15 protein-coding genes are annotated in these 19,157 nt (G+C 72.6%); 6 read left to right on the top strand and 9 right to left on the bottom strand.

Annotated elements, in window-relative coordinates; translation table 11 throughout:
- Positions 1-87: 87 nt before the first annotated feature.
- Positions 88-984: a heme o synthase gene (locus IEW07_RS09790; RefSeq protein WP_188536725.1), complete on the bottom strand. Its 897-nt coding sequence runs from the start codon at positions 982-984 to the stop codon at positions 88-90.
- 411 nt (positions 985-1,395) lie between these two features.
- Between IEW07_RS09790 and tkt the strand changes: the two genes are divergently transcribed.
- From tkt to pgl, 6 genes are all read left to right on the top strand, one after another.
- Complete coding sequence (gene tkt, locus IEW07_RS09785; protein WP_188536688.1) at positions 1,396-3,528, top strand: transketolase; 2,133 nt, start codon at positions 1,396-1,398, stop codon at positions 3,526-3,528.
- A 76-nt stretch (positions 3,529-3,604) separates the two neighbouring features.
- The gene (tal, locus tag IEW07_RS09780; RefSeq protein ID WP_188536686.1) at positions 3,605-4,711 is read left to right on the top strand and encodes a transaldolase; all 1,107 of its coding nucleotides are present in this window, start codon (positions 3,605-3,607) and stop codon (positions 4,709-4,711) included.
- Between the two features lie 50 nt (positions 4,712-4,761).
- Positions 4,762-6,366 carry a phosphoglucose isomerase-related protein gene (locus IEW07_RS09775; protein WP_188536684.1) on the top strand — a complete coding sequence of 535 codons (1,605 nt, stop codon included), beginning with the start codon at positions 4,762-4,764 and terminating at the stop codon, positions 6,364-6,366.
- Between the two features lie 166 nt (positions 6,367-6,532).
- Positions 6,533-8,044 (top strand): glucose-6-phosphate dehydrogenase, encoded by a 1,512-nt coding sequence (gene zwf, locus IEW07_RS09770; protein ID WP_188536723.1) that lies wholly within the window; start codon positions 6,533-6,535, stop codon positions 8,042-8,044.
- On the top strand, positions 8,041-9,096 hold the full coding sequence (locus tag IEW07_RS09765) for a glucose-6-phosphate dehydrogenase assembly protein OpcA (RefSeq protein WP_188536682.1): 1,056 nt from the start codon (positions 8,041-8,043) through the stop codon (positions 9,094-9,096). Before zwf ends, IEW07_RS09765 begins: the two co-directional genes overlap by 4 nt.
- Positions 9,093-9,842 carry a 6-phosphogluconolactonase gene (pgl, locus tag IEW07_RS09760; protein ID WP_188536680.1) on the top strand — a complete coding sequence of 250 codons (750 nt, stop codon included), beginning with the start codon at positions 9,093-9,095 and terminating at the stop codon, positions 9,840-9,842. Before IEW07_RS09765 ends, pgl begins: the two co-directional genes overlap by 4 nt.
- A gap of 151 nt (positions 9,843-9,993) precedes the next feature.
- On the opposite strand, the gene secG is transcribed toward pgl, so the two are convergent.
- The 8 genes from secG to uvrC all read right to left on the bottom strand — a co-directional run bounded on the left by secG (position 9,994) and on the right by uvrC (position 19,149).
- Positions 9,994-10,251, bottom strand: a complete 258-nt coding sequence (gene secG, locus IEW07_RS09755; protein ID WP_188536678.1) for a preprotein translocase subunit SecG — start codon at positions 10,249-10,251, stop codon at positions 9,994-9,996.
- Between the two features lie 70 nt (positions 10,252-10,321).
- Complete coding sequence (gene tpiA / locus IEW07_RS09750; RefSeq protein ID WP_188536676.1) at positions 10,322-11,137, bottom strand: triose-phosphate isomerase; 816 nt, start codon at positions 11,135-11,137, stop codon at positions 10,322-10,324.
- Between the two features lie 111 nt (positions 11,138-11,248).
- Positions 11,249-12,472 carry a phosphoglycerate kinase gene (locus IEW07_RS09745; RefSeq protein WP_188536673.1) on the bottom strand — a complete coding sequence of 408 codons (1,224 nt, stop codon included), beginning with the start codon at positions 12,470-12,472 and terminating at the stop codon, positions 11,249-11,251.
- Positions 12,473-12,511: 39 nt separating this feature from the next.
- Complete coding sequence (gap, locus tag IEW07_RS09740) at positions 12,512-13,516, bottom strand: type I glyceraldehyde-3-phosphate dehydrogenase (protein ID WP_188536671.1); 1,005 nt, start codon at positions 13,514-13,516, stop codon at positions 12,512-12,514.
- A gap of 292 nt (positions 13,517-13,808) precedes the next feature.
- A complete protein-coding gene (whiA, locus tag IEW07_RS09730) occupies positions 13,809-14,789 on the bottom strand; it encodes a DNA-binding protein WhiA (RefSeq protein WP_229741717.1) in 981 nt (326 codons plus the stop codon).
- Positions 14,790-14,929: 140 nt separating this feature from the next.
- Positions 14,930-16,012 (bottom strand): gluconeogenesis factor YvcK family protein, encoded by a 1,083-nt coding sequence (locus tag IEW07_RS09725; RefSeq protein ID WP_188536669.1) that lies wholly within the window; start codon positions 16,010-16,012, stop codon positions 14,930-14,932.
- A 31-nt stretch (positions 16,013-16,043) separates the two neighbouring features.
- A complete protein-coding gene (rapZ, locus tag IEW07_RS09720; protein ID WP_188536667.1) occupies positions 16,044-16,970 on the bottom strand; it encodes an RNase adapter RapZ in 927 nt (308 codons plus the stop codon).
- 121 nt (positions 16,971-17,091) lie between these two features.
- A complete protein-coding gene (gene uvrC, locus IEW07_RS09715) occupies positions 17,092-19,149 on the bottom strand; it encodes an excinuclease ABC subunit UvrC (RefSeq protein ID WP_188536665.1) in 2,058 nt (685 codons plus the stop codon).
- Between the last annotated feature and the right edge of the window lie 8 nt (positions 19,150-19,157).

The following is a 19,157-nucleotide window of genomic DNA, read 5'->3' as shown; positions in this document are numbered from 1 at the left end:
CCGGCAGCATCCCGGGGGCGTGCCGCGCGTGAGCCGCGGGTCCTCAGGTGCTGCCCACCGCGACCGGGGAGCCGGCCCCGGCAGGCCTCAGAGGACGGGACCGCCGACGAAAGGGTCCACGGCGAGCGCGACGAACACGAAGGTGATGTAGGCGATCGAGCCGTGGAAGACGTACATCGCCTGCTTGTCCGTGGGCCGGCCGGCGACGGCGAGGGCGTGCAGCCTGTGGCTGTGCCACACGAACCAGGCGCCGGAGGCCAGGGCGGTCACGGCGTAGACCCAGCCAGCCCCGCCCACGGGGACGAGCAGGAGGGAGCAGATGACGGTGGCCCAGGCGTAGAGGACCACCTGGCTGCCCACGGTGCGGGCCCCGGCCACGGCGCCCAGCATGGGCACGCCGGCGCGGGAGTAGTCCTCGGCGTACTTCATGGACAGCGGCCAGTAGTGCGGCGGGGTCCACAGGAAGATGAACAGGAAGAGGATGAGCGCGGGCCAGTCGAGGCCGCCGGTCACCGCGGCCCAGCCGATGAGCACGGGCATGCACCCGGCCACGCCGCCCCAGACGATGTTCTGGGCGGTGCGGCGCTTGAGCAGGATCGAGTAGAAGACCGCGTAGAGGAAGATCGCGACCACGCCGAGCACCCCGGCCAGGGCGTTGACGCCCACGGCGAGCCACACGACGGAGACGACCGAGAGCACCCAGGCGAAGCCCAGCGCCTCGCGGTCGCTCACCTCGCCGGTGACGAGCGGGCGCTTGGCCGTGCGCTTCATCACCCGGTCCTCCTCCCGGTCGATGTAGCAGTTGAACGCGCCGGCGGCGCCCGCGGCGAGCGTTCCGCCGACCAGGGTGTTGAGGATCAGCCAGAAGTCCGGCATGCCCTGCTGGGCGAAGATCATGGTGGGCACGGTGGCCACGAGCAGCAGCTCGATGATCCGCGGCTTCATGAGCGCCACGTAGGCCCGCAGCTTGCGGGAGGCCGTCATGCGGCCCTCGTAGCGGGGGGCCGGAGCCACCTCCCCACCCGTGCGCACGGTGCCGGAGGCGGAGCGCCCCGCGGTGCCCGATGTCTCGAGTGAGTTCACAGAATCATTGCTCCCGGTTGCGGTGGTGGTCCCCCGGCTCCGCGCGGGCGCCCGGGGACGACGTGCGGTCGTCCGGGGCGGTCGGCGCGGCGGGCGCCGGGCGCGGAACAAGGTCCCATACAGCATACCGCGTGCCACCGCCCCGGCCCGCCCCGCGCAGGCGCCGGAGGGCGGCGGGAGGCCCGGTGCCGGGTGCCGTCGGTCACGTTCCGGAAATGCACGTGACCTAAGCTGGTGACAGAACGCCGGCCCGGTGGGCCGGTGACCGCTGCGCACGGCAGCGGGCCCCCATCAGAAAGGGACTCGATACTCGTGACCGACCTCGATCAGAAGCTGATCTGGACCGAGCAGGACCAGCGCGCCGTCGACACCGTGCGCGTCCTGGCCGCGGACGCCGTGGAGAAGGTGGGCAACGGCCACCCCGGCACCGCGATGAGCCTGGCGCCCGCGGCGTACCTGCTCTACCAGAAGGTCATGCGCCACGACCCGACCGACGACCGGTGGACCGGCCGCGACCGCTTCATCCTCTCCCCCGGGCACACCTCGCTGACCCTGTACCTGCAGCTGTTCCTCTCCGGCTACGGCATGGAGCTGGAGGACATCGAGAGCCTGCGCACCTGGGGCTCCAAGACCCCGGGCCACCCCGAGTACCGGCACACCACCGGGGTGGAGATCACCACCGGGCCCCTGGGCCAGGGCCTGGCCTCGGCCGTGGGCTTCGCCTACGCCCAGCGCTACACCCGTGGCCTGCTCGACCCGGAGACGCCCCAGGGCGAGTCCGTGTTCGACCACACGGTCTACGTCATCGCCTCCGACGGAGACCTCCAGGAGGGCGTGACCTCCGAGGCGTCCTCGCTGGCCGGCGTGCAGGAGCTGGGCAACCTCGTGGTGATCTACGACCAGAACCACATCTCCATCGAGGACGACACCGACGTGGCGTTCACCGAGGACGTGTGCAAGCGCTACGAGGCCTACGGCTGGGACGTGCGCAGCGTCGACTGGACGCGGACCGGCGAGTACGTCGAGGACGTCGCCGAGCTCTACGAGGCGATCCGCGCCGCGAAGGCCGAGACCTCCAAGCCCTCGCTCATCGCCCTGCGCACGATCATCGGCTGGCCCGCCCCGAACAAGCAGAACACCGGCGGGATCCACGGCTCCAAGCTCGGGGCCGAGGAGGTCGCCGAGACCAAGCGCGTCCTGGGCTTCGACCCGGAGCAGTCCTTCGTGGTGGAGGACGAGGTCCTCGCCCACACCCGCGGCATCGCCGACCGGATGGCGCCGGTGCGCGAGGCGTGGGAGCAGAGGTTCCAGCAGTGGCGGAAGGCGAACCCGGAGCGCGCGAAGCTCTACGACCGGATCCGTAACGAGGAGCTGCCCGAGGACTACGCCGAGGCGTTCCCCGTCTTCGAGGCCGGCAAGGACGTCGCCACCCGCTCGGCCTCCGGGAAGGTGATCAACGCGATCGCCGACACGTTCCCCGAGCTGTGGGGCGGCTCGGCCGACCTCGCCGGATCCAACAACACGACCATCGAGTCCGCCAAGTCCTTCATCCCCGCGGCCCGCTCCACGGACAAGTGGTCCGGGGACCCCTACGGCCGGGTGCTGCACTTCGGCATCCGCGAGCACGCGGCCGCGGCGATCGTCAACGGCATCGTCATGAGCTCGCAGACCCGGGCGTTCTCGGGCACGTTCCTGATCTTCTCCGACTACCAGCGCCCCGCCGTGCGCCTGGGCGCGCTGATGAAGGTCCCCGCGATCTACGTGTGGACGCACGACTCGATCGGCCTCGGCGAGGACGGCCCCACCCACCAGCCCGTCGAGCAGCTGACCGCGCTGCGGGCGATCCCGGGCCTGGACGTCGTCCGCCCCGCGGACGCGAACGAGGTCGCCGTCGCCTGGCGCACCATCCTCGAGCAGCACGAGCGCCCGGCCGGCATCGCGCTGACCCGGCAGAACGTGCCCACCTTCGCCCGCGAGGACCTCCACCCGGACGCGGAGGGCGAGCTGTTCGCCTCCGCCGAGGGCGTCGCCCGCGGCGGCTACGTCCTCGTGGACGCCGAGGGCGGGGAGCCCGACGTGATCCTGATCGGCACCGGCTCCGAGGTGGCCCTGGCCGTCGAGGCCCGCCGGAAGCTGGCCGAGCGGGGCGTGCGCGCCCGGGTGGTGTCCATGCCGTGCCGGGAGTGGTTCGACGCCCAGGAGCCGGCCTACCGGGAGTCCGTGCTGCCCGCCTCCATCCGGGCGCGGGTGTCGGTGGAGGCCGGCGTGGCGATGTCCTGGCGCGACCTCCTCGGCGACGCCGGGCGCGCCGTGTCCCTGGAGCACTTCGGCGAGTCCGCCGACTACCAGACCCTCTACCGCGAGTTCGGGATCACCCCCGAGGCGGTCGTCGACGCGGCCCAGGAGTCGATCGAGGCGGCCGTCCAGGCCGCCGCGGCGCGCTGAGCGGCGCCCCGTCCCGGCCTCGACGTCCCACCAGACCCAGCAGACCCAAAAGACCCAGAAGAACTGAGAGACACCTATGACCTCCCCCACCAAGAAGCTCTCCGCCGCCGGCGTGTCGATCTGGCTCGACGACCTCTCCCGCGAGCGGCTGACCTCGGGCAACCTGCAGAAGCTCGTTGACGAGAAGGACGTCGTCGGCGTCACGACCAACCCGACGATCTTCGCCGCCGCCCTGGCCAAGCACGACGCCTACGAGGCGCAGGTCAAGGAGCTGGCCGCGGCCGGCGCCGACGTCGACGAGGCCGTCCTGGCCATCACCACCGACGACGTGCGCGAGGCGTGCGACCTGTTCGCCCCGATCGCCGACGCCACCCAGGGCGAGGACGGGCGCGTGTCCATCGAGGTGGACCCGCGCCTGGCCCAGGACGCGAAGGCGACCGCGGCGATGGCCCAGCGCCTGGCGCAGACCATCGACCGGCCCAACGCCCTGATCAAGATCCCGGCGACCGAGGCGGGCCTGCCCTCGATCACCGCCACGATCGCGGAGGGCATCTCCGTGAACGTGACCCTGATCTTCTCGCTCGAGCGCTACCGCGCGGTCATCAACGCCTACATGCTCGGCCTCGAGCAGGCGCTGGAGAACGGCAAGAACCTGGCCACCATCCACTCCGTGGCCTCGTTCTTCGTCTCCCGCGTGGACGCCGAGATCGACAAGCGGCTGGACGCGATCGGCACCGACGAGGCGGCCGAGCTGCGCGGGAAGGCCGGGCTGGCCAACGCCCGCCTGGCGTACCAGATCTACGAGGAGTCCCTCGACACCGAGCGGTGGCGCCGCCTCGCCGCGGCCGGGGCCAACGCCCAGCGGCCGCTGTGGGCCTCCACCGGTGTGAAGGACCCCGCCTACCCGGACACCCTCTACGTGACCGGGCTCGTGGCCCCCAACACGGTCAACACCATGCCGGAGAAGACCCTGGAGGCGACGTTCGACCACGCCGAGGTCCTCGGGGACACGATCACCGGCACCTACGAGGAGTCCAGCGAGCTCCTCGACCGCGTCGCCGGCGTGGGGATCTCCTACGACGAGGTCGTCGAGCAGCTGGAGGCCGAGGGCCTCGTGAAGTTCGAGGACAGCTGGACGGAGCTGCTCGAGACCGTCCGCGCGTCTCTCGACAACGCCCGCTGACCCGGCCCGCCGACCGCGCACCGACCCCGCACCGACCCCGAGGAGAGCCCATGAGTTCCCTGTCCGTCCAGACCTCCGGCGCCGCCCGCGAGGCCGTCGACCGGCACGTCCCCGCGCTCGTGGCGGAGGGCTTCGCCGGGAAGCTCTTCGCGAAGGACCCCACCCTGTGGGGGGCCGCGGCCGAGGAGGAGTCGGCCAGGCGGCTCGGCTGGGTCGAGGCCGCCGCCGTGTCCCGGCCGCTGGTGCCGGAGATCGCCGCCCTGCGGGAGGAGTTCGCCGCGGAGGGCGTGGACCGCTTCGTCCTCGCCGGCATGGGCGGGTCCTCGCTGGCCCCCGAGGTGATCACCCGGACCGCGGGCGCGGAGCTGTTCGTGCTCGACTCCACCGACCCGGAGATGGTCGCGGCGGCCCTGGCGGACCGCCTCGATCGGACCGCGATCGTGGTCTCCTCGAAGTCCGGCTCCACGGTGGAGACCGACTCGGCGCGCCGGGTCTTCGCCCGGGCGTTCGAGGACGCCGGCATCGACGCCGCCTCGCGGATCGTGGTGGTCACGGACCCCGGCTCCCCCATGGAGTCCGCGGCCCGTGAGGCCGGCTACCGCAGGGTCTTCACCGCCGACCCGTCGGTGGGCGGGCGCTTCTCCGCCCTCACCGCCTTCGGCCTGGTGCCCGCCGGCCTCACCGGCGTGGACGTCGAGGCCCTCCTGGACGACGCCGAGGAGGCCGCCGAGGTCCTGCGCGAGGACGCCGAGGACAACCCCGGCCTGCACCTGGGCGCCGCCCTGGGCGGGACGGTGCCGCTGCGGAACAAGATCGTCCTGCGGGACCTGGGCTCCGGGATCGTGGGCTTCGCCGACTGGGCGGAGCAGCTGATCGCCGAGTCCACCGGCAAGGAGGGCACCGGCGTGCTGCCCGTCGTCGTCGGGGACGGGGACGCCCCCGAGGCCGGCGCCGCGGATGTGCTCCTGGTGGAGCTCGTGGCCGTGGACGAGGAGGCCGCCCCGGAGGGCGACACCGTGCGGGTCTCGGGCTCCCTGGGCTCCCAGCTGATGCTGTGGGAGGTGGCCACGGCCGTGGCCGGGCGGATCCTGGGGATCAACCCCTACGACCAGCCGGACGTGGAGTCCGCGAAGAACGCCACCCGGGCGCTGCTCGCCGACAAGCCCGAGCCCTCCGCGGCGGACGCCCGGGACGGCGCGGTCGAGATCCGCGGGGACCAGGAGCTGCTCGAGGGCGCCGAGACCGTGGAGGAGGCCCTGCGGAACCTGCTCGGCCGGCTCCCGGAGACCGGCTACGTGGCCGTCCAGGCGTACTTCGACCGGCTCGCGTGGGCCGAGCTCGAGCGGCTGCGCCCGCTGTTGGCCCGCGCCACCGGCCGCCCGGTGACCTTCGGCTGGGGCCCCCGGTTCCTGCACTCCACCGGTCAGTACCACAAGGGCGGGCCGGCCGAGGGCGTGTACCTGCAGATCACCGCCGCCTCGGCGGAGGACCTGGAGATCCCCGACAGCCCGTTCAGCTTCGGGGAGCTCATCTCCGCGCAGGCCGACGGCGACGCCCAGGTGCTGGCCGACCACGGCCGTCCGGTGCTGCGCCTGCGGCTGACGGACCGCGCCGGGGGCGTGGCCCAGCTGCTGCGCACCGTCGAGGCGCTGTGAGCCCGGCGGAGGCGCCCGCCCCGCTGTCCTAGACTGGGGGGACGCCACGGTCGGCGCGGGTCCGCCCGCGCCGACCGTTCCCGCTTGCAGGCCCTCGCCGCCGGCCCGCGCGGACCGGACGAGACGTGAAGGAGACCCCTTGCCAGACAAGAATCCCCGCAATCCCCTGCGGGACCCGAGGGACCGGCGCCTCGTGCGGGTCGCGGCGCCGTCCGCGCTCGTGCTCTTCGGCGTCACGGGGGACCTCGCCAAGAAGAAGCTGCTGCCGGCGATGTACGACCTCGCCAACCGCGGCCTGCTGCCGCCCTCGTTCGGGCTGGTGGGCTTCGGGCGCCGCGACTGGTCCCACGAGGAGTTCCGGGACGTGGTGCGCGAGTCCGTGGAGACCTACGCCCGCACGCCGTTCCAGGAGGACGTGTGGCGCCAGTTCTCGTCCGGGATCCGCTTCGTGCGCGGGGAGTTCGACGAGGACAAGTCCTACGAGGCGCTCAAGGCGACCCTGAAGGAGCTCGACGTCCACTACGGCACGCGCGGCAACCACGCGTTCTACCTCTCGATCCCGCCCAAGGCGTTCGAGACGGTCTGCCAGCAGCTCGCCGACCACGGCCTCGCCCACCACGAGAAGGCCTCCGGGTGGCGCCGCGTCGTCATCGAGAAGCCCTTCGGCCACGACCTCGAGTCCGCGGCGGAGCTCAACGCGATCGTCGAGCGGGTCTTCCCCGCGGACTCCGTCTTCCGGATCGACCACTACCTGGGCAAGGAGACGGTCCAGAACATCCTGGCGCTGCGCTTCGCCAACCAGATGTTCGAGCCGCTGTGGAACAACCGGTTCGTGGACCACGTGCAGATCACCATGGCCGAGGACATCGGCATCGGCTCCCGCGCGGGCTACTACGACGGCGTGGGCGCGGCCCGCGACGTCATCCAGAACCACCTGCTGCAGCTCCTGGCGCTGACCACCATGGAGGAGCCCCTGTCCTTCCAGGCCCACCACATGCGCTCGGAGAAGGCGAAGGTGCTGGCCTCCGTGGTGGTCCCCGGGGACCTGGCCGCCTCCTCGGCGCTCGGCCAGTACACGGCCGGGCTGCAGGGCGGGCAGCAGGTCAGGGCGTTCCACGAGGAGCAGGACATCCCGGCGGACTCCCGCACGGAGACCTACGCGGCCCTGCGCCTGGACATCAACAACCGCCGCTGGGCGGGCGTGCCGTTCTACCTGCGCGCCGGCAAGCGCCTGGGCCGGCGCGTCACCGAGATCGCCGTGCAGTTCAAGCGCTCCCCCAACCTGCTCTTCGAGGACAACGGGCACGAGGACCTGGGGCAGAACGTGATCGTGATCCGGATCCAGCCCGACGAGGGCGTCACCATCCGGCTGGGCTCCAAGGTGCCGGGCACCCAGTCGGAGATCCGCGACGTCACCATGGACTTCGGCTACGGCCACGCCTTCACCGAGTCCAGCCCCGAGGCCTACGAGCGGCTCATCCTGGACGTGCTGCTCGGGGAGCCGCCCCTGTTCCCCGACCACGAGGAGGTCGAGCTGTCCTGGCGGATCCTCGACCCGTTCGAGGAGTGCTGGGCGCAGCAGGAGACCATGCCGGAGCCCTACGCCCCCGGGTCCTGGGGCCCGGCCGGGGCGGACGAGCTGCTGGCCCGCGACGGACGCGTCTGGAGACGACCGTGATCGTATCGATGGAGAACACCACCACCTCGGCCATCGAGAAGAAGCTGCACCAGCTGCGGGACCAGCACGGCGTCGTGACGCTGGGCCGGGTCCTGACCCTCGTCATCCTGGCGCAGGCCGGGCACTCCGAGGCCGCGCTGGAGGCCGCGAACTTCGCGAGCCACGAGCACCCGTGCCGGATCATCATGCACGTGGCGCACTCCACCGCCGACAGCACCCGCCTGGACGCGCAGCTGCGCATGGGCGGGGACGCCGGGGCCTCGGAGGTGATCCTGCTGCACGGCTACGGCGAGCTCGCGGTGCCCACGGAGACGCTGTTCTCGGCGCTGCTGCTGCCGGACGCCCCCATCGTCGCCTGGTGGCCGCACGGCGTGCCCCGCTCCTCGCCGACGACGACCTCGATCGCCGGCATCGCCCACCGCCGGATCACGGACTCGGCCCGGGACGTGGACGCGTTCCGGACGCTGGAGGACCTCAGCTCCCGGTACGTGCCCGGCGACACCGACCTCGCGTGGACGCGCGTGACCAACTGGCGGATCCAGCTGGCCGCGGTCCTCGACCAGGCCGCCCCCGCGCCCGTGCGGGAGGTCGTGGTCGAGGGAGCGGGCCGCTCCCCCAGCGTCGTGCTGCTCGGCGTCTGGCTGGCCACCCGCCTGGACGCCGAGGTGTCCTTCATCAACGCGCCGGGCCCCCGGCGGCTGGACCGCGTGACGCTCGTGCGGGACGACGGCGAGATCGTGCTCGAGCGCCCCGGCCGTGCCGTGGCCGTCCTGCGCCAGCCGGGCCAGCCGGACCAGCAGGTCGCGATGCCGGTGCGGGACCTCAACGGCTGCCTGGCCGAGGAGCTGCGCCGCCTGGACCCCGACGAGGTCTACGGCGAGGTCCTCACCACCGGCCTGCGGGACGTGCGCGTGGCCCGGATCGTGGACACCGCGGGCGAGATGCTCCCCGGGGCCGCCGCCTTCCTCGCCGCCCACGGCGGCGAGCGGGAGCACACCGGGGAGCTCCCCTCCCCGGTCAGCACGACGGTCCGCGGGGAGGCGGACGCGTGAGCGGGCACCTGGAGACGATTGCCCACCCGGACAAGGCCGCCCTCGCGGCGGACGTCGCCGACCGCGCGCTCACGGTCCTCGCCGCGGCCCAGGAGGAGCGCGGCGAGACCACGGTCGTGCTGACCGGCGGGACCATGGGCGCCGCGGCGCTGGCGGCGCTCGCCGCCTCCCCCCGCCGCGACGGCGTCGACTGGTCCCGGGTCAACGTCTGGTGGTCCGACGAGCGCTTCGTGGCCGAGGACAGCCCCGAGCGCAACTGCCGGCAGGCCGCCGACGCCGTGGCCGGTGCCCTGTCCCTGAACCCGGACCGGGTGCACTGCATGGGCAGCACGGACGACTTCGCCACAGCCGAGGACGCCGCGGAGGACTACCGGCACGAGCTCGCCGCGGCCGCCGACGCCGAGCACCGGGCCGGCGGCCACCCGCGCTTCGACCTCGCCCTGCTGGGCCTGGGCCCGGACGGGCACGTCGCCTCCCTCTTCCCGGGCCGCCCGCACGTCCACGACGACGACGCCACCGTCCTCGCCGTGCACGACTCGCCCAAGCCGCCTCCGGACCGGGTGACCATGACCCTGCCGCTGATCAACGCGGCGGAGCAGATCTGGTTCGTCGTGGCTGGGGCCGACAAGGCCGGGGCCGTGGCGGCCGTGCGCGCCGGGGCCCCGCTGGACGGGACGCCCGGCGCGGGCGTGCGCGGGACCGAGGAGACGCTGCTGCTCGTGACCGAGGACTGCCTGCCCCGCTGACGGCCCCTCCCCGACGGGCCGGGCCGGCAGGCGGCGCCCGTCGGGCGGCGCCGGGAAACGGCAGCGAGAACGACACCGACCCCGGTCCTCGGGGGCCCGGGATGTCGGGCCCCCGAGGACCGGGGTCAGTGGGCGGTCGGGGCCGGTCGGCTCAGACGGCCGCGGTCTCGGCGAAACGCATCGTCAGCGCGTACGCGGCGATCGACAGCGCCCACACCACGGCCGTGGCGGTGGTGAGCCGGATCAGGTTCTTCTGGGCCACGCCCGAGGTGTTGAGGGACTGGGTCATGCCGCCGCCGAACATGTCGGAGAGTCCTCCGCCCTTGCCCTTGTTCAGGAGCACGAGCAGGACGGCCAGGAGGCTCGTGACCACGATGATCACCAGGAGCACGGTCTGCAGAATTTCCACTGGGGCCTTCCCTCGGGGTCGGACGCGAGCAGCCGCGCCCGGGGCGGGCGCGGACGGGCAGGGCTCGTGATCAGTCGGTCACGAGGTGCTGCTCGAACCTGGCAATGCTAGCAAACTCCTCGGCGTCGAGGCTGGCCCCGCCCACGAGCGCGCCGTCCACGTCCTTGCCCTGCAGGATCTGGCCCACGTTGGAGGACTTCACCGACCCGCCGTAGAGGACGCGGGTCTTCGCCGCGGTCCCGTCGTCGTAGAGGGAGGCGAGCTCGGCGCGGATCGCCGCGGCCATCTCCTGGGCGTCCTCGGGCCCGGCGACCTCGCCGGTGCCGATGGCCCACACGGGCTCGTAGGCGACCACGAGCTCGGCGACGCGCTGGGCGTCGAGGCCCGCGATGGACCCGCGCAGCTGCTCGAGGGTGTGCGCCACGTGCTCGCCGGCCTGGCGGACCTCGAGGCCCTCGCCCACGCACAGCACCGGGACGAGGCCGTGGCGGTGGGCGGCGGCGATCTTGGCGTTGCACAGCGCGTCGGTCTCGCCGTGGATCGTGCGGCGCTCGGAGTGGCCCACGAGCACGTAGGTGCAGCCGAGCTTGGCGAGGAACTGCCCCGAGATGTCGCCGGTGTAGGCGCCGGAGTCCTGGTCGGAGAGGTCCTGGGCGCCGTAGACGACGCGCAGGTCGTCGCCGTCCACGAGGGTCTGCACGGAGCGCAGGTCGGTGAAGGGCGGGAAGACGGCCACCTCGGCGCGCGCGTAGTCGTGCTTGGCGTCGTCCAGGGTCCACGCCAGCTTCTGCAGGAGCGCGATGCCCTGGACGTGGTCCATGTTCATCTTCCAGTTGCCGGCGATCAGCGGCGTGCGGTCGAACGTTCCGTCGGTCTGCGAGGTCATCTGATGTTCCTGTCCGCGGCGGGTGCGCCGCTGGTCGTGCGGTGTGCGGGAAGGGCACCCCGGGCGTGGTGCTCCGGGGTGCCCTTCCGCCGTGGTGGTGGAGCCCGGGGGTCAGACGCCGAGGGCGACGACGCCGGGCAGCTCCTTGCCCTCGATGAACTCCAGCGACGCGCCGCCGCCGGTGGAGATGTGGCCGAACTGGTCGTCGGAGAAGCCCAGGTTGCGCACGGCCGAGGCGGAGTCGCCGCCGCCGATCACGCTCATGGCGTCCGAGGCGACGATGGCCTCGGCCACCGCGCGGGTGCCGCCGGCGAAGGCCTCCATCTCGAACACGCCCGCCGGGCCGTTCCAGAACACCGTCCTGGCGCCCTTGATCTTGTCGGCGAACAGCTTCGCGGACTCCGGGCCGATGTCGAGGCCGAGCCCCGAGGCGCCGATCCTGCCGGACTCGATGGCGTCGACCGGCCGGACCTCGTGGTCGGCGTCGGCGGCGAACTTCGCCGCGTAGACGATGTCCACCGGCAGGATGATCTTGGTGCCGGCCGCGGGGGCCTTCTCGAGGTAGTCCTTCACGGTCTCGATCTGGTCCTTCTCCAGCAGGGAGCCCCCGACCGGGTGGCCCTGGGCGGCGAGGAACGTGAAGACCATCCCGCCGCCGATGAGCAGCGAGTCGGCCTTGCCGATCAGGTTCTCGATCACCGCGAGCTTGTCCGAGACCTTGGACCCGCCCATGACCACCACGAAGGGGCGCTCCGGGTCGGAGACCACCTTGGTGAGGACGTCGAGCTCGCGCTTGACCAGGTCGCCCAGGTAGGCCGGGAGCCGCTGGGCGATGTCGAAGACGGAGGCGTGCTTGCGGTGCACCGCGCCGAAGGCGTCGTCCACGTACGCGCCGTCGTCACCGGTCAGGGCGGCCAGCTCGTCCGCGAAGGCGCCGCGCTCGGCGTCGTCCTTCGAGGTCTCGCGGGCGTCGAAGCGGACGTTCTCGATCACCAGGACCTCGCCGTCGGCCAGGGCCGCGGCCTTGGCCCGCGCGTCCTCCCCGACCACGTCGGTCGCGATCCGCACCGGGAAGTCCGCCAGCTCGGCGAGCTTCTCGGCGGCGGGGGCGATCGAGTACTTCGGATCCGGCTGTCCCTTGGGCCGGCCGAGGTGCGCCATCACGATGACGCGGGCCCCGGCGTCGGCCAGCTTCTTCAGGACCGGCAGGGACGCGCGCACGCGTCCGTCGTCGGTGACCGTGGAGCCGTCCAGGGGGACGTTCAGGTCGGAACGGACGAGGACGCGGCGCCCGGCCACGCCGTCGGCGATGAGTTCGTCAAGTGCATGTGCCATGCCTCTCACCCTACCCCGGGGCCCGCGCGCAACCGGGGATCAGAGCTGGTCGGCGACGTGCGAGACGACGTTCACGAGCCGGACGGTGTAGCCCCACTCGTTGTCGTACCACGCGATGACCTTCACCTGGTTGTCGATGACCTTGGTCAGCTGCGCGTCGAAGAGGGTGGAGACGTCGTGGCCCTGGATGTCGGTGGAGACGATCGGGTCCTCGGTGTACTCGACGATGCCCTTCATGGGGCCCTCGGCGGCCTCCTTCATGGCGGCGTTGACCGACTCGACGGTGACCTCCTTGCTCGCCTCGAAGGTGAGGTCCACCAGGGACCCGGTCGGGACCGGGACGCGCACGGCGAAGCCGTCCAGCTTGCCCTTGAGCTCCGGGAGCACCAGGCCCACGGCCGCGGCGGCACCGGTGGTCGTCGGCACCATGTTCAGGGCGGCGGCGCGGGCGCGGCGCAGGTCGCTGTGCGGGCCGTCCTGGAGGTTCTGGTCGGCGGTGTAGGCGTGGATGGTGGTCATCAGGCCGCGCTCGATGCCGAACGCGTCGTTGAGGACCTTGGCCATCGGCGCGAGGCAGTTGGTGGTGCAGGACGCCGCCGAGATGATGTTCATGGAGGCGGAGTCGTAGGTGTCGAGGTTGACGCCCGGCACGAAGGTGCCGTCGATCTCCTTGCCGGGGGCGGACAGGACGACCTTCCGTGCGCCGCCGTCCAGGTGGGCCTTCGCCTTGGTGCCGTTGGTGAAGCGGCCGGTGGACTCGATGACGACGTCCACGCCCAGCTCGCCCCAGGGAAGCTTGGCCGGGTCCGGCTCGGCGAGGAACTTCACCTCGTGGCCGTCGACGGTCATGACGTCGCCGGAGAGGCTGACCTCACCGTCGAAGCGGCCCATGATCGAGTCGTACTTGAACAGGTGGACCAGGGTCTTCGGGTCCGTGAGGTCGTTGACCGCCACGACCTCGATGTTGCGCCCGTGCTTGCGCACCGCGCGGAGGAAGTTGCGCCCGATGCGCCCGAAACCGTTGATGCCCACTCGAATGGTCACTGCGTTCTCCTGGTGTGTGTTGGGGTCTTTCGGCATTCCACGAGCAATTCTACGTGGTATTCGATGGGTTGTCTTGGGGTCGTGAAAGATTTAACCGAAAATTCTTCCCAAACCCACACAAAACCACATCAAAGAAGACGTCTGGACCCGATCCCACAGAGAGCATGTGGGCTTCCCCGCCCAGGGTGAAACGCCCCGCGCCCGCCGTCCGGGAGGACGGCGGGCGCGGGGACCGGCGCGGGGACCGGCGCGGGGACCGGCGCGGGGACCGGCGCTTCGGCCGGCGCGGGGTTCAGGCGACGGGAGCGCCCGTGCCCACCCCGGTGTCCGTGCCGGGGATCCGCAGCTCCTCCGCCCGGCGGTCGGCCATGGCGAGCAGCCGCCGGATCCGTCCGGCGATGGCGTCCTTGGTCAGCGGCGGGTCGGCGAGCCGGCCGAGCTCGTCGAGGCTGGCCTGCTTGTTGGACAGCCGCAGCTCCCCCGCCAGCCGCAGGTGCTCCGGGACCTCGTCGCCGAGGATCTCCAGGGCGCGCTCGACGCGCGCGCCGGCGGCCACGGCGGCCTGGGCCGAACGGCGCAGGTTCGCGTCGTCGAAGTTGGCGAGGCGGTTGGCGGTGGCGCGGACCTCCTTGCGCATCCGCCGGTCCTCCCACTGGAACAGGGTCTGGTGGGCGCCCATGCGCGTGAGCAGCGCCGCGATGGCGTCGCCGTCCCGGATCACCACGCGGTCCACGCCGCGCACCTCGCGAGCCTTGGCCAGCACGCCGAGCCGGCGGGCGGCGCCCACCAGGGCGAGGGCGGCCTCAGGGCCCGGGCACGTGAACTCCATGGCGGCCGAGCGGCCGGGCTCGGTGAGGGAGCCGTGCGCCAGGAACGCCCCGCGCAGCACGGCCTCGGCGTCCGCCACGGCGCCGCTGACCACGGCCGGCGGCAGGCCGCGGACCGGGCGGCCCCGGGAGTCGAGCAGACCGGTCTGGCGGGCCAGGGCCTCGCCGTCCTCGACGACCCGGACCACGTAGGAGCTCCCGCGCCGCAGCCCGCCGCCGGAGACGACGACGAGCTCGCTCGCGTGGCCGAACACCTCGGTGACGGCGCGGCGGATGCGGCGGGCCGTGGCCGCGGAGTCCACCTCGGACTCGATCACGATCCGGCCGGAGACGATGTGCAGTCCGCCGGAGAAGCGGAGCAGGGCGGAGAGTTCGGCCCGCCGCTCGGAGGACTTCTTGACCTCGAGGCGGGACAGTTCTTCCTTGACCGATGACGTCAGGGCCACGCGGTTCCTTTCCTGGGGCTTGGGGCGTCTCCTGGGGAGACGGGAGAACGAAGGGGGATGTTCAGGGGCTGTCCGGGGTGCGTGCCGGGGGGTCCGGGCCCCGGGCGGTGCGCGGTGGGGACCGCCCGGGGGCCCGGCGCTCAGCAGTGGCGGCCGAAGATCTCCTCGTACGCGGCGGCGAGCTTCAGCGAGTTGTGCACCGCGCTGCCGGGGCCGGTGCGGACGTCGGCGTAGAAGACCTCGGCGCCGAGCGTCGCGGCGACCTCCTGGAGGTCGCCCGGGTCCTCGGTCGCGGAGGGGTCCGCGAGCACCACGTCCAGGGTGAGGTCGGGGCAGTAGTCCCGCAGCACCCGCAGGTGGTCCGCGGCGGTCTTGCCCCGGGTCTCGGTGTCCGGGGAGAGGTTGAGCGTGACGCAGCGCCGCCCGGGGGTCCGGCAGATCGCCTCGCCCAGCTCGGGCAGCAGCAGGTGCGGCAGCACGGACGTGTGCCAGGAGCCGGGGCCGAGGACCACCCAGTCGGCCGCGCCGACCGCCTCGACGGCCTCGGGGCACGCCGGGGCGTCGGGGGGCACGAGGCGGACGTTGCAGACGTCGGCCTCCTTCGCCAGGCGGGACTGGCCCGTCACCGTGCGGAGGCTCGCCGGGTCCGCGGAGCATCCCGTGGCGAGCGGGGCCGCTCCCGGGGCGAGGGCGGGGACGTCGCCCTCGATGACGAGGGGATGGGTGGACATGGGCAGGACGCGGCCCCGGGCGCCGAGCAGCGCCCCCGCCCACTCGAGGCCGGCGACGGGATCGCCCAGCAGCTCCCAGAGGGTCACGATGAGCAGGTTGCCCAGGGCGTGGTTGTCCAGCGTGGTGGTCCGCTCGGGGGTCGAGCTGAAACGGTGCTGCATGACGTCGCGCCAGGTCCGGCCCCACTCGGAGTCGTCGCACAGCGCGGCCAGCGCCATCCGGAGGTCCCCCGGCGGGAGGACGCCGAGCTCGCTGCGCAGCCGCCCGGACGAGCCCCCGTCGTCGGCCACCGTGACGACCGCGGTGACGGCAGGGGTGATCCGCCGCAGCGCCGACAGGTTCGCGGAGAGGCCGTGTCCGCCGCCGAGGGCGACCACGGAGGTGCTCCCGCCGCCGGGGCGGCGGGCCGCGTCGGGCGAGTGGTGCGGGTCCGCGTCGGCGCGGGAGCTGAGCGGCAGCCGGGGGAAGGTGCCGGTCGGTGGGTGGGTCATGGATGGTCCAATGGGGGTCAGGGCGAGCCGGTCACTCCCGGCCCATGTCGCGGTGCTGGATGTTGACGGTCACGTACGGCAGCTTGGCGAGCCGGCGGGCGATCTCCTCGCTCACGGCCACGGAGCGGTGCTTCCCTCCCGTGCAGCCGATCGCGATGGTGGCGTAGTGCTTGTTCTCCGTACGGTACCCCTCCAGGACGGGCTCCAGCATCGAGACGAAGCGGTCGACGAAGAGGCGGGGCCCCTCGTCCTGGAAGACGTAGTCCCGCACCTCCGGGTCCTTGCCGGTGTGCGGGCGCAGCGCGGGGACCCAGTGCGGGTTCGGGATGAACCGCACGTCGGCCACGTAGTTGGCGTCCGCGGGCACCCCGTACTTGAAGCCGAAGCTGAGCACGGTCAGGCGCAGCACCACGGGCCCGTCCGCGGAGAAGAGGTCCGCCACGGCCTTGGACAGCGCGTGGACGTTGAAGCCGGAGGTGTCGAGCACCACGTCGGCCGAGTCCTTGAGGTCCTTCAGCAGCGCCCGCTCGGCCTTGATCCCGTCGAGGATCCTGCCCCCCGCCTGGAGGGGGTGCGGGCGGCGCTGGTGCTCGTAGCGGGAGACGAGGACCTCGTCGGCGGCGTCGAGGAACAGCACGGAGAAGTCCACGGCGGAGGCCTGGAGCGCGGCGAGCGTCTCCCGCATGTCGCTGAACAGGGCCTTGCCGCGGACGTCGATGACGACCGCCAGCCGCGGCAGCGCCTGCGGGGTGCGGGCCACGAGATCGGCCAGGGTGCGCAGCATCTGCGGGGGCAGGTTGTCGACAACGTACCAGCCGAGGTCCTCGAGGGCGTTGGCGGTGGTGCTGCGCCCGGCCCCGGACATGCCGGTGACGATGAGCAGCTCCGCGCTGGTCGGCCGGACGGGGTCCAGCTCGTCCGCCGTCCCGGGGCTCGCTCCGGTGGTCTGCTCGCTCATGGTGTCTCCGTCTTCCGTCTCGTGCCGCTCGTCCGTCCGCGCCCTCCGGGCCGGTGCCCGGCCCGCACGGCAGCCCCGTCCCAGCCTAACCAAGTTCGCGATCGTGTCGGCGCAGCCCGGCTCAGGACAGCACCTCGCCCGTGGTCATGTTCACGGCCGGGGCGGTGTCCGCCTCCTGGGACTGCAGCGCGGCGGCGACCTTCTCCGCGAGCGTGCGCCCGAAGCCGGGGACCTGCTCGATCTCCTCGACCCGGGCCACCTTGAGCTTCTTCACGGAGCCGAAGTGCTTGAGCAGCGCCTTCTGCTTGGCCGGGCCCACCCCCGGCAGGTCGTCGAGCACCGAGACGGTCATGGCGGAGGAGCGCTTCTTGCGGTGGAAGGTGATGGCGAAGCGGTGCGCCTCGTCGCGGATCCGCTGCAGCAGGTACAGGCCCTGGCTGGCGCGCGGGAGGATCACCGGGAACTCGTCGTCCGGGACCCACACCTCCTCGAGCCGCTTGGCCAGGCCGATGACGTGGACGTCGTCGATGCCGAGGTCGGCCAGCGCCCGCGCGGCCGCGGCCACCTGGGGCGGGCCGCCGTCGACGACCACGAGGCTGGGCGGGTACGCGAACCGCGCCCGCTCCCGGCTCTCCTCGTGGGCCTCGACCTGCCCGGTGCGGGGGCCTGCGGCCTCCCGCTCGGCCTTCTCCTCGAGGTGGCGGCGGAAGCGGCGGGAGATGACGTCGTACATCGAGGCGGTGTCGTCCCGGGCGGCCTCCCCCGTGACGGAGAACTTGCGGTAGTCGGCCTTCCGCGGCAGCCCGTCCTCGAACACGACCATCGAGGCGACGACATTGGTGCCCTGCACGTGCGAGATGTCGTAGCACTCGATGCGCATCAGCGGCACGGGGATGCCCAGCGCCTCCTGCAGCTCCTGCAGGGACGCCGAGCGGGTCGTGATGTCCCCGGCCCGCTTGGACTTGTGCAGCTTCAGCGCCTGCCGGGCGTTCTCCTGGACGGTCTCCATGAGGTGGGCCTTCTCCCCGCGCTGCGGGACGGCGAGGCTGACCCGGGAGCCGCGCAGGCCAGAGAGCCACTCCTCGAGCCGGTCGGCGTTGTCGGCGGGCTCGGAGAGCAGCACCGTGCGCGGGATGGCGTCCTCGCGGTAGGCGAGCTCGGCGGAGGGCCGGTGCTTGGAGCCGCGCGGCTCCGGGGGCGCGGCGGCCTGCGCGGCGTCGGCGCTCTCCGCGGCCTCGGTGGCGGTCTCGCCGTAGACCTGCTCGAGCAGCTGCTCCAGCAGGCGTCCGCCGTCGGCCTCCTCGACCTTCTCGGTCACCCAGCCGCGCTGGCCGCGGATGCGGCCGCCGCGGACGTGGAAGACCTGGACGGCGGCCTCCAGCTCGTCCTCCGCGAGGGCGAAGAAGTCCGCGTCGGTGCTGTCGGAGAGGACCACGGCGTTGCGCTCGAACGCCTTCTCCAGCGCGGCGATGTCGTCCCGGCGCGCGGCGGCGGTCTCGAAGTCCATGGCCGCCGCGGCCTCCTGCATCTGCCGCTGCAGCTCCTTGATGAAGGGCGTCGCGTGCCCGGCCATGAACCGGCACAGGTCGTCGGCCAGGGCGTAGTGGTCCTCCTCGGAGATCCGTCCCACGCACGGGGCCGAGCACTTGTCGATGTAGCCGAGGAGGCACGGTCGCCCGGACTGCTCGGCACGCCGGTAGACGCCCTTGGAGCAGGTCCGGACGGGGAAGACGCGCAGCAGGGCGTCGAGGGTCTCGCGGATGGCCCAGGCCTGGGAGTAGGGGCCGAAGTAGCGGTTGCCCTTCCTCTTCTCCCCCCGCACCACCTGGGCCCGCGGCACCTTCTCGGCCATGGTCACGGCGAGGTACGGGTAGGACTTGTCGTCCCGGTACGCGATGTTGAACCGGGGCTTGAACTCCTTGATCCACGTGTACTCGAGCTGCAGGGACTCCAGCTCGCTGCCCACCACGGTCCACTCGACGCCGGCCGCGGTCGTGACCATCGCCCGGGTCTTGGGGCTCAGGGCGTGCAGCGGCGCGAAGTAGGAGCTCAGCCGGTTGCGGAGGTTCTTGGCCTTGCCCACGTAGACGACGCGCCCGTACTCGTCGCGGAAGCGGTAGACCCCCGGGTCGGTGGGGATTTCCCGGCGGGCGGGACGGTAGCTCTCCGGGTCGGCCACGGTCCGGC

Source organism: Kocuria dechangensis (assembly GCF_014636775.1).
Taxonomy (GTDB): Bacteria; Actinomycetota; Actinomycetes; order Actinomycetales; family Micrococcaceae; genus Kocuria; species Kocuria dechangensis.
Note: the sequence above shows the minus strand (reverse complement) of the source record. Positions and strands in the feature narration are given on the sequence as shown.

Coding starts and splice junctions, on each gene's coding strand:
- IEW07_RS09790 (WP_188536725.1), bottom strand. CDS start 984: ATGACGGCCTCCCGCAAGCTGCGGGCCTACGTGGCGCTCATGAAGCCG.
- tal (WP_188536686.1), top strand. CDS start 3,605: ATGACCTCCCCCACCAAGAAGCTCTCCGCCGCCGGCGTGTCGATCTGG.
- IEW07_RS09775 (WP_188536684.1), top strand. CDS start 4,762: ATGAGTTCCCTGTCCGTCCAGACCTCCGGCGCCGCCCGCGAGGCCGTC.
- tpiA (WP_188536676.1), bottom strand. CDS start 11,137: ATGACCTCGCAGACCGACGGAACGTTCGACCGCACGCCGCTGATCGCC.
- IEW07_RS09745 (WP_188536673.1), bottom strand. CDS start 12,472: ATGGCACATGCACTTGACGAACTCATCGCCGACGGCGTGGCCGGGCGC.
- IEW07_RS09725 (WP_188536669.1), bottom strand. CDS start 16,012: ATGACCCACCCACCGACCGGCACCTTCCCCCGGCTGCCGCTCAGCTCC.
- rapZ (WP_188536667.1), bottom strand. CDS start 16,970: ATGAGCGAGCAGACCACCGGAGCGAGCCCCGGGACGGCGGACGAGCTG.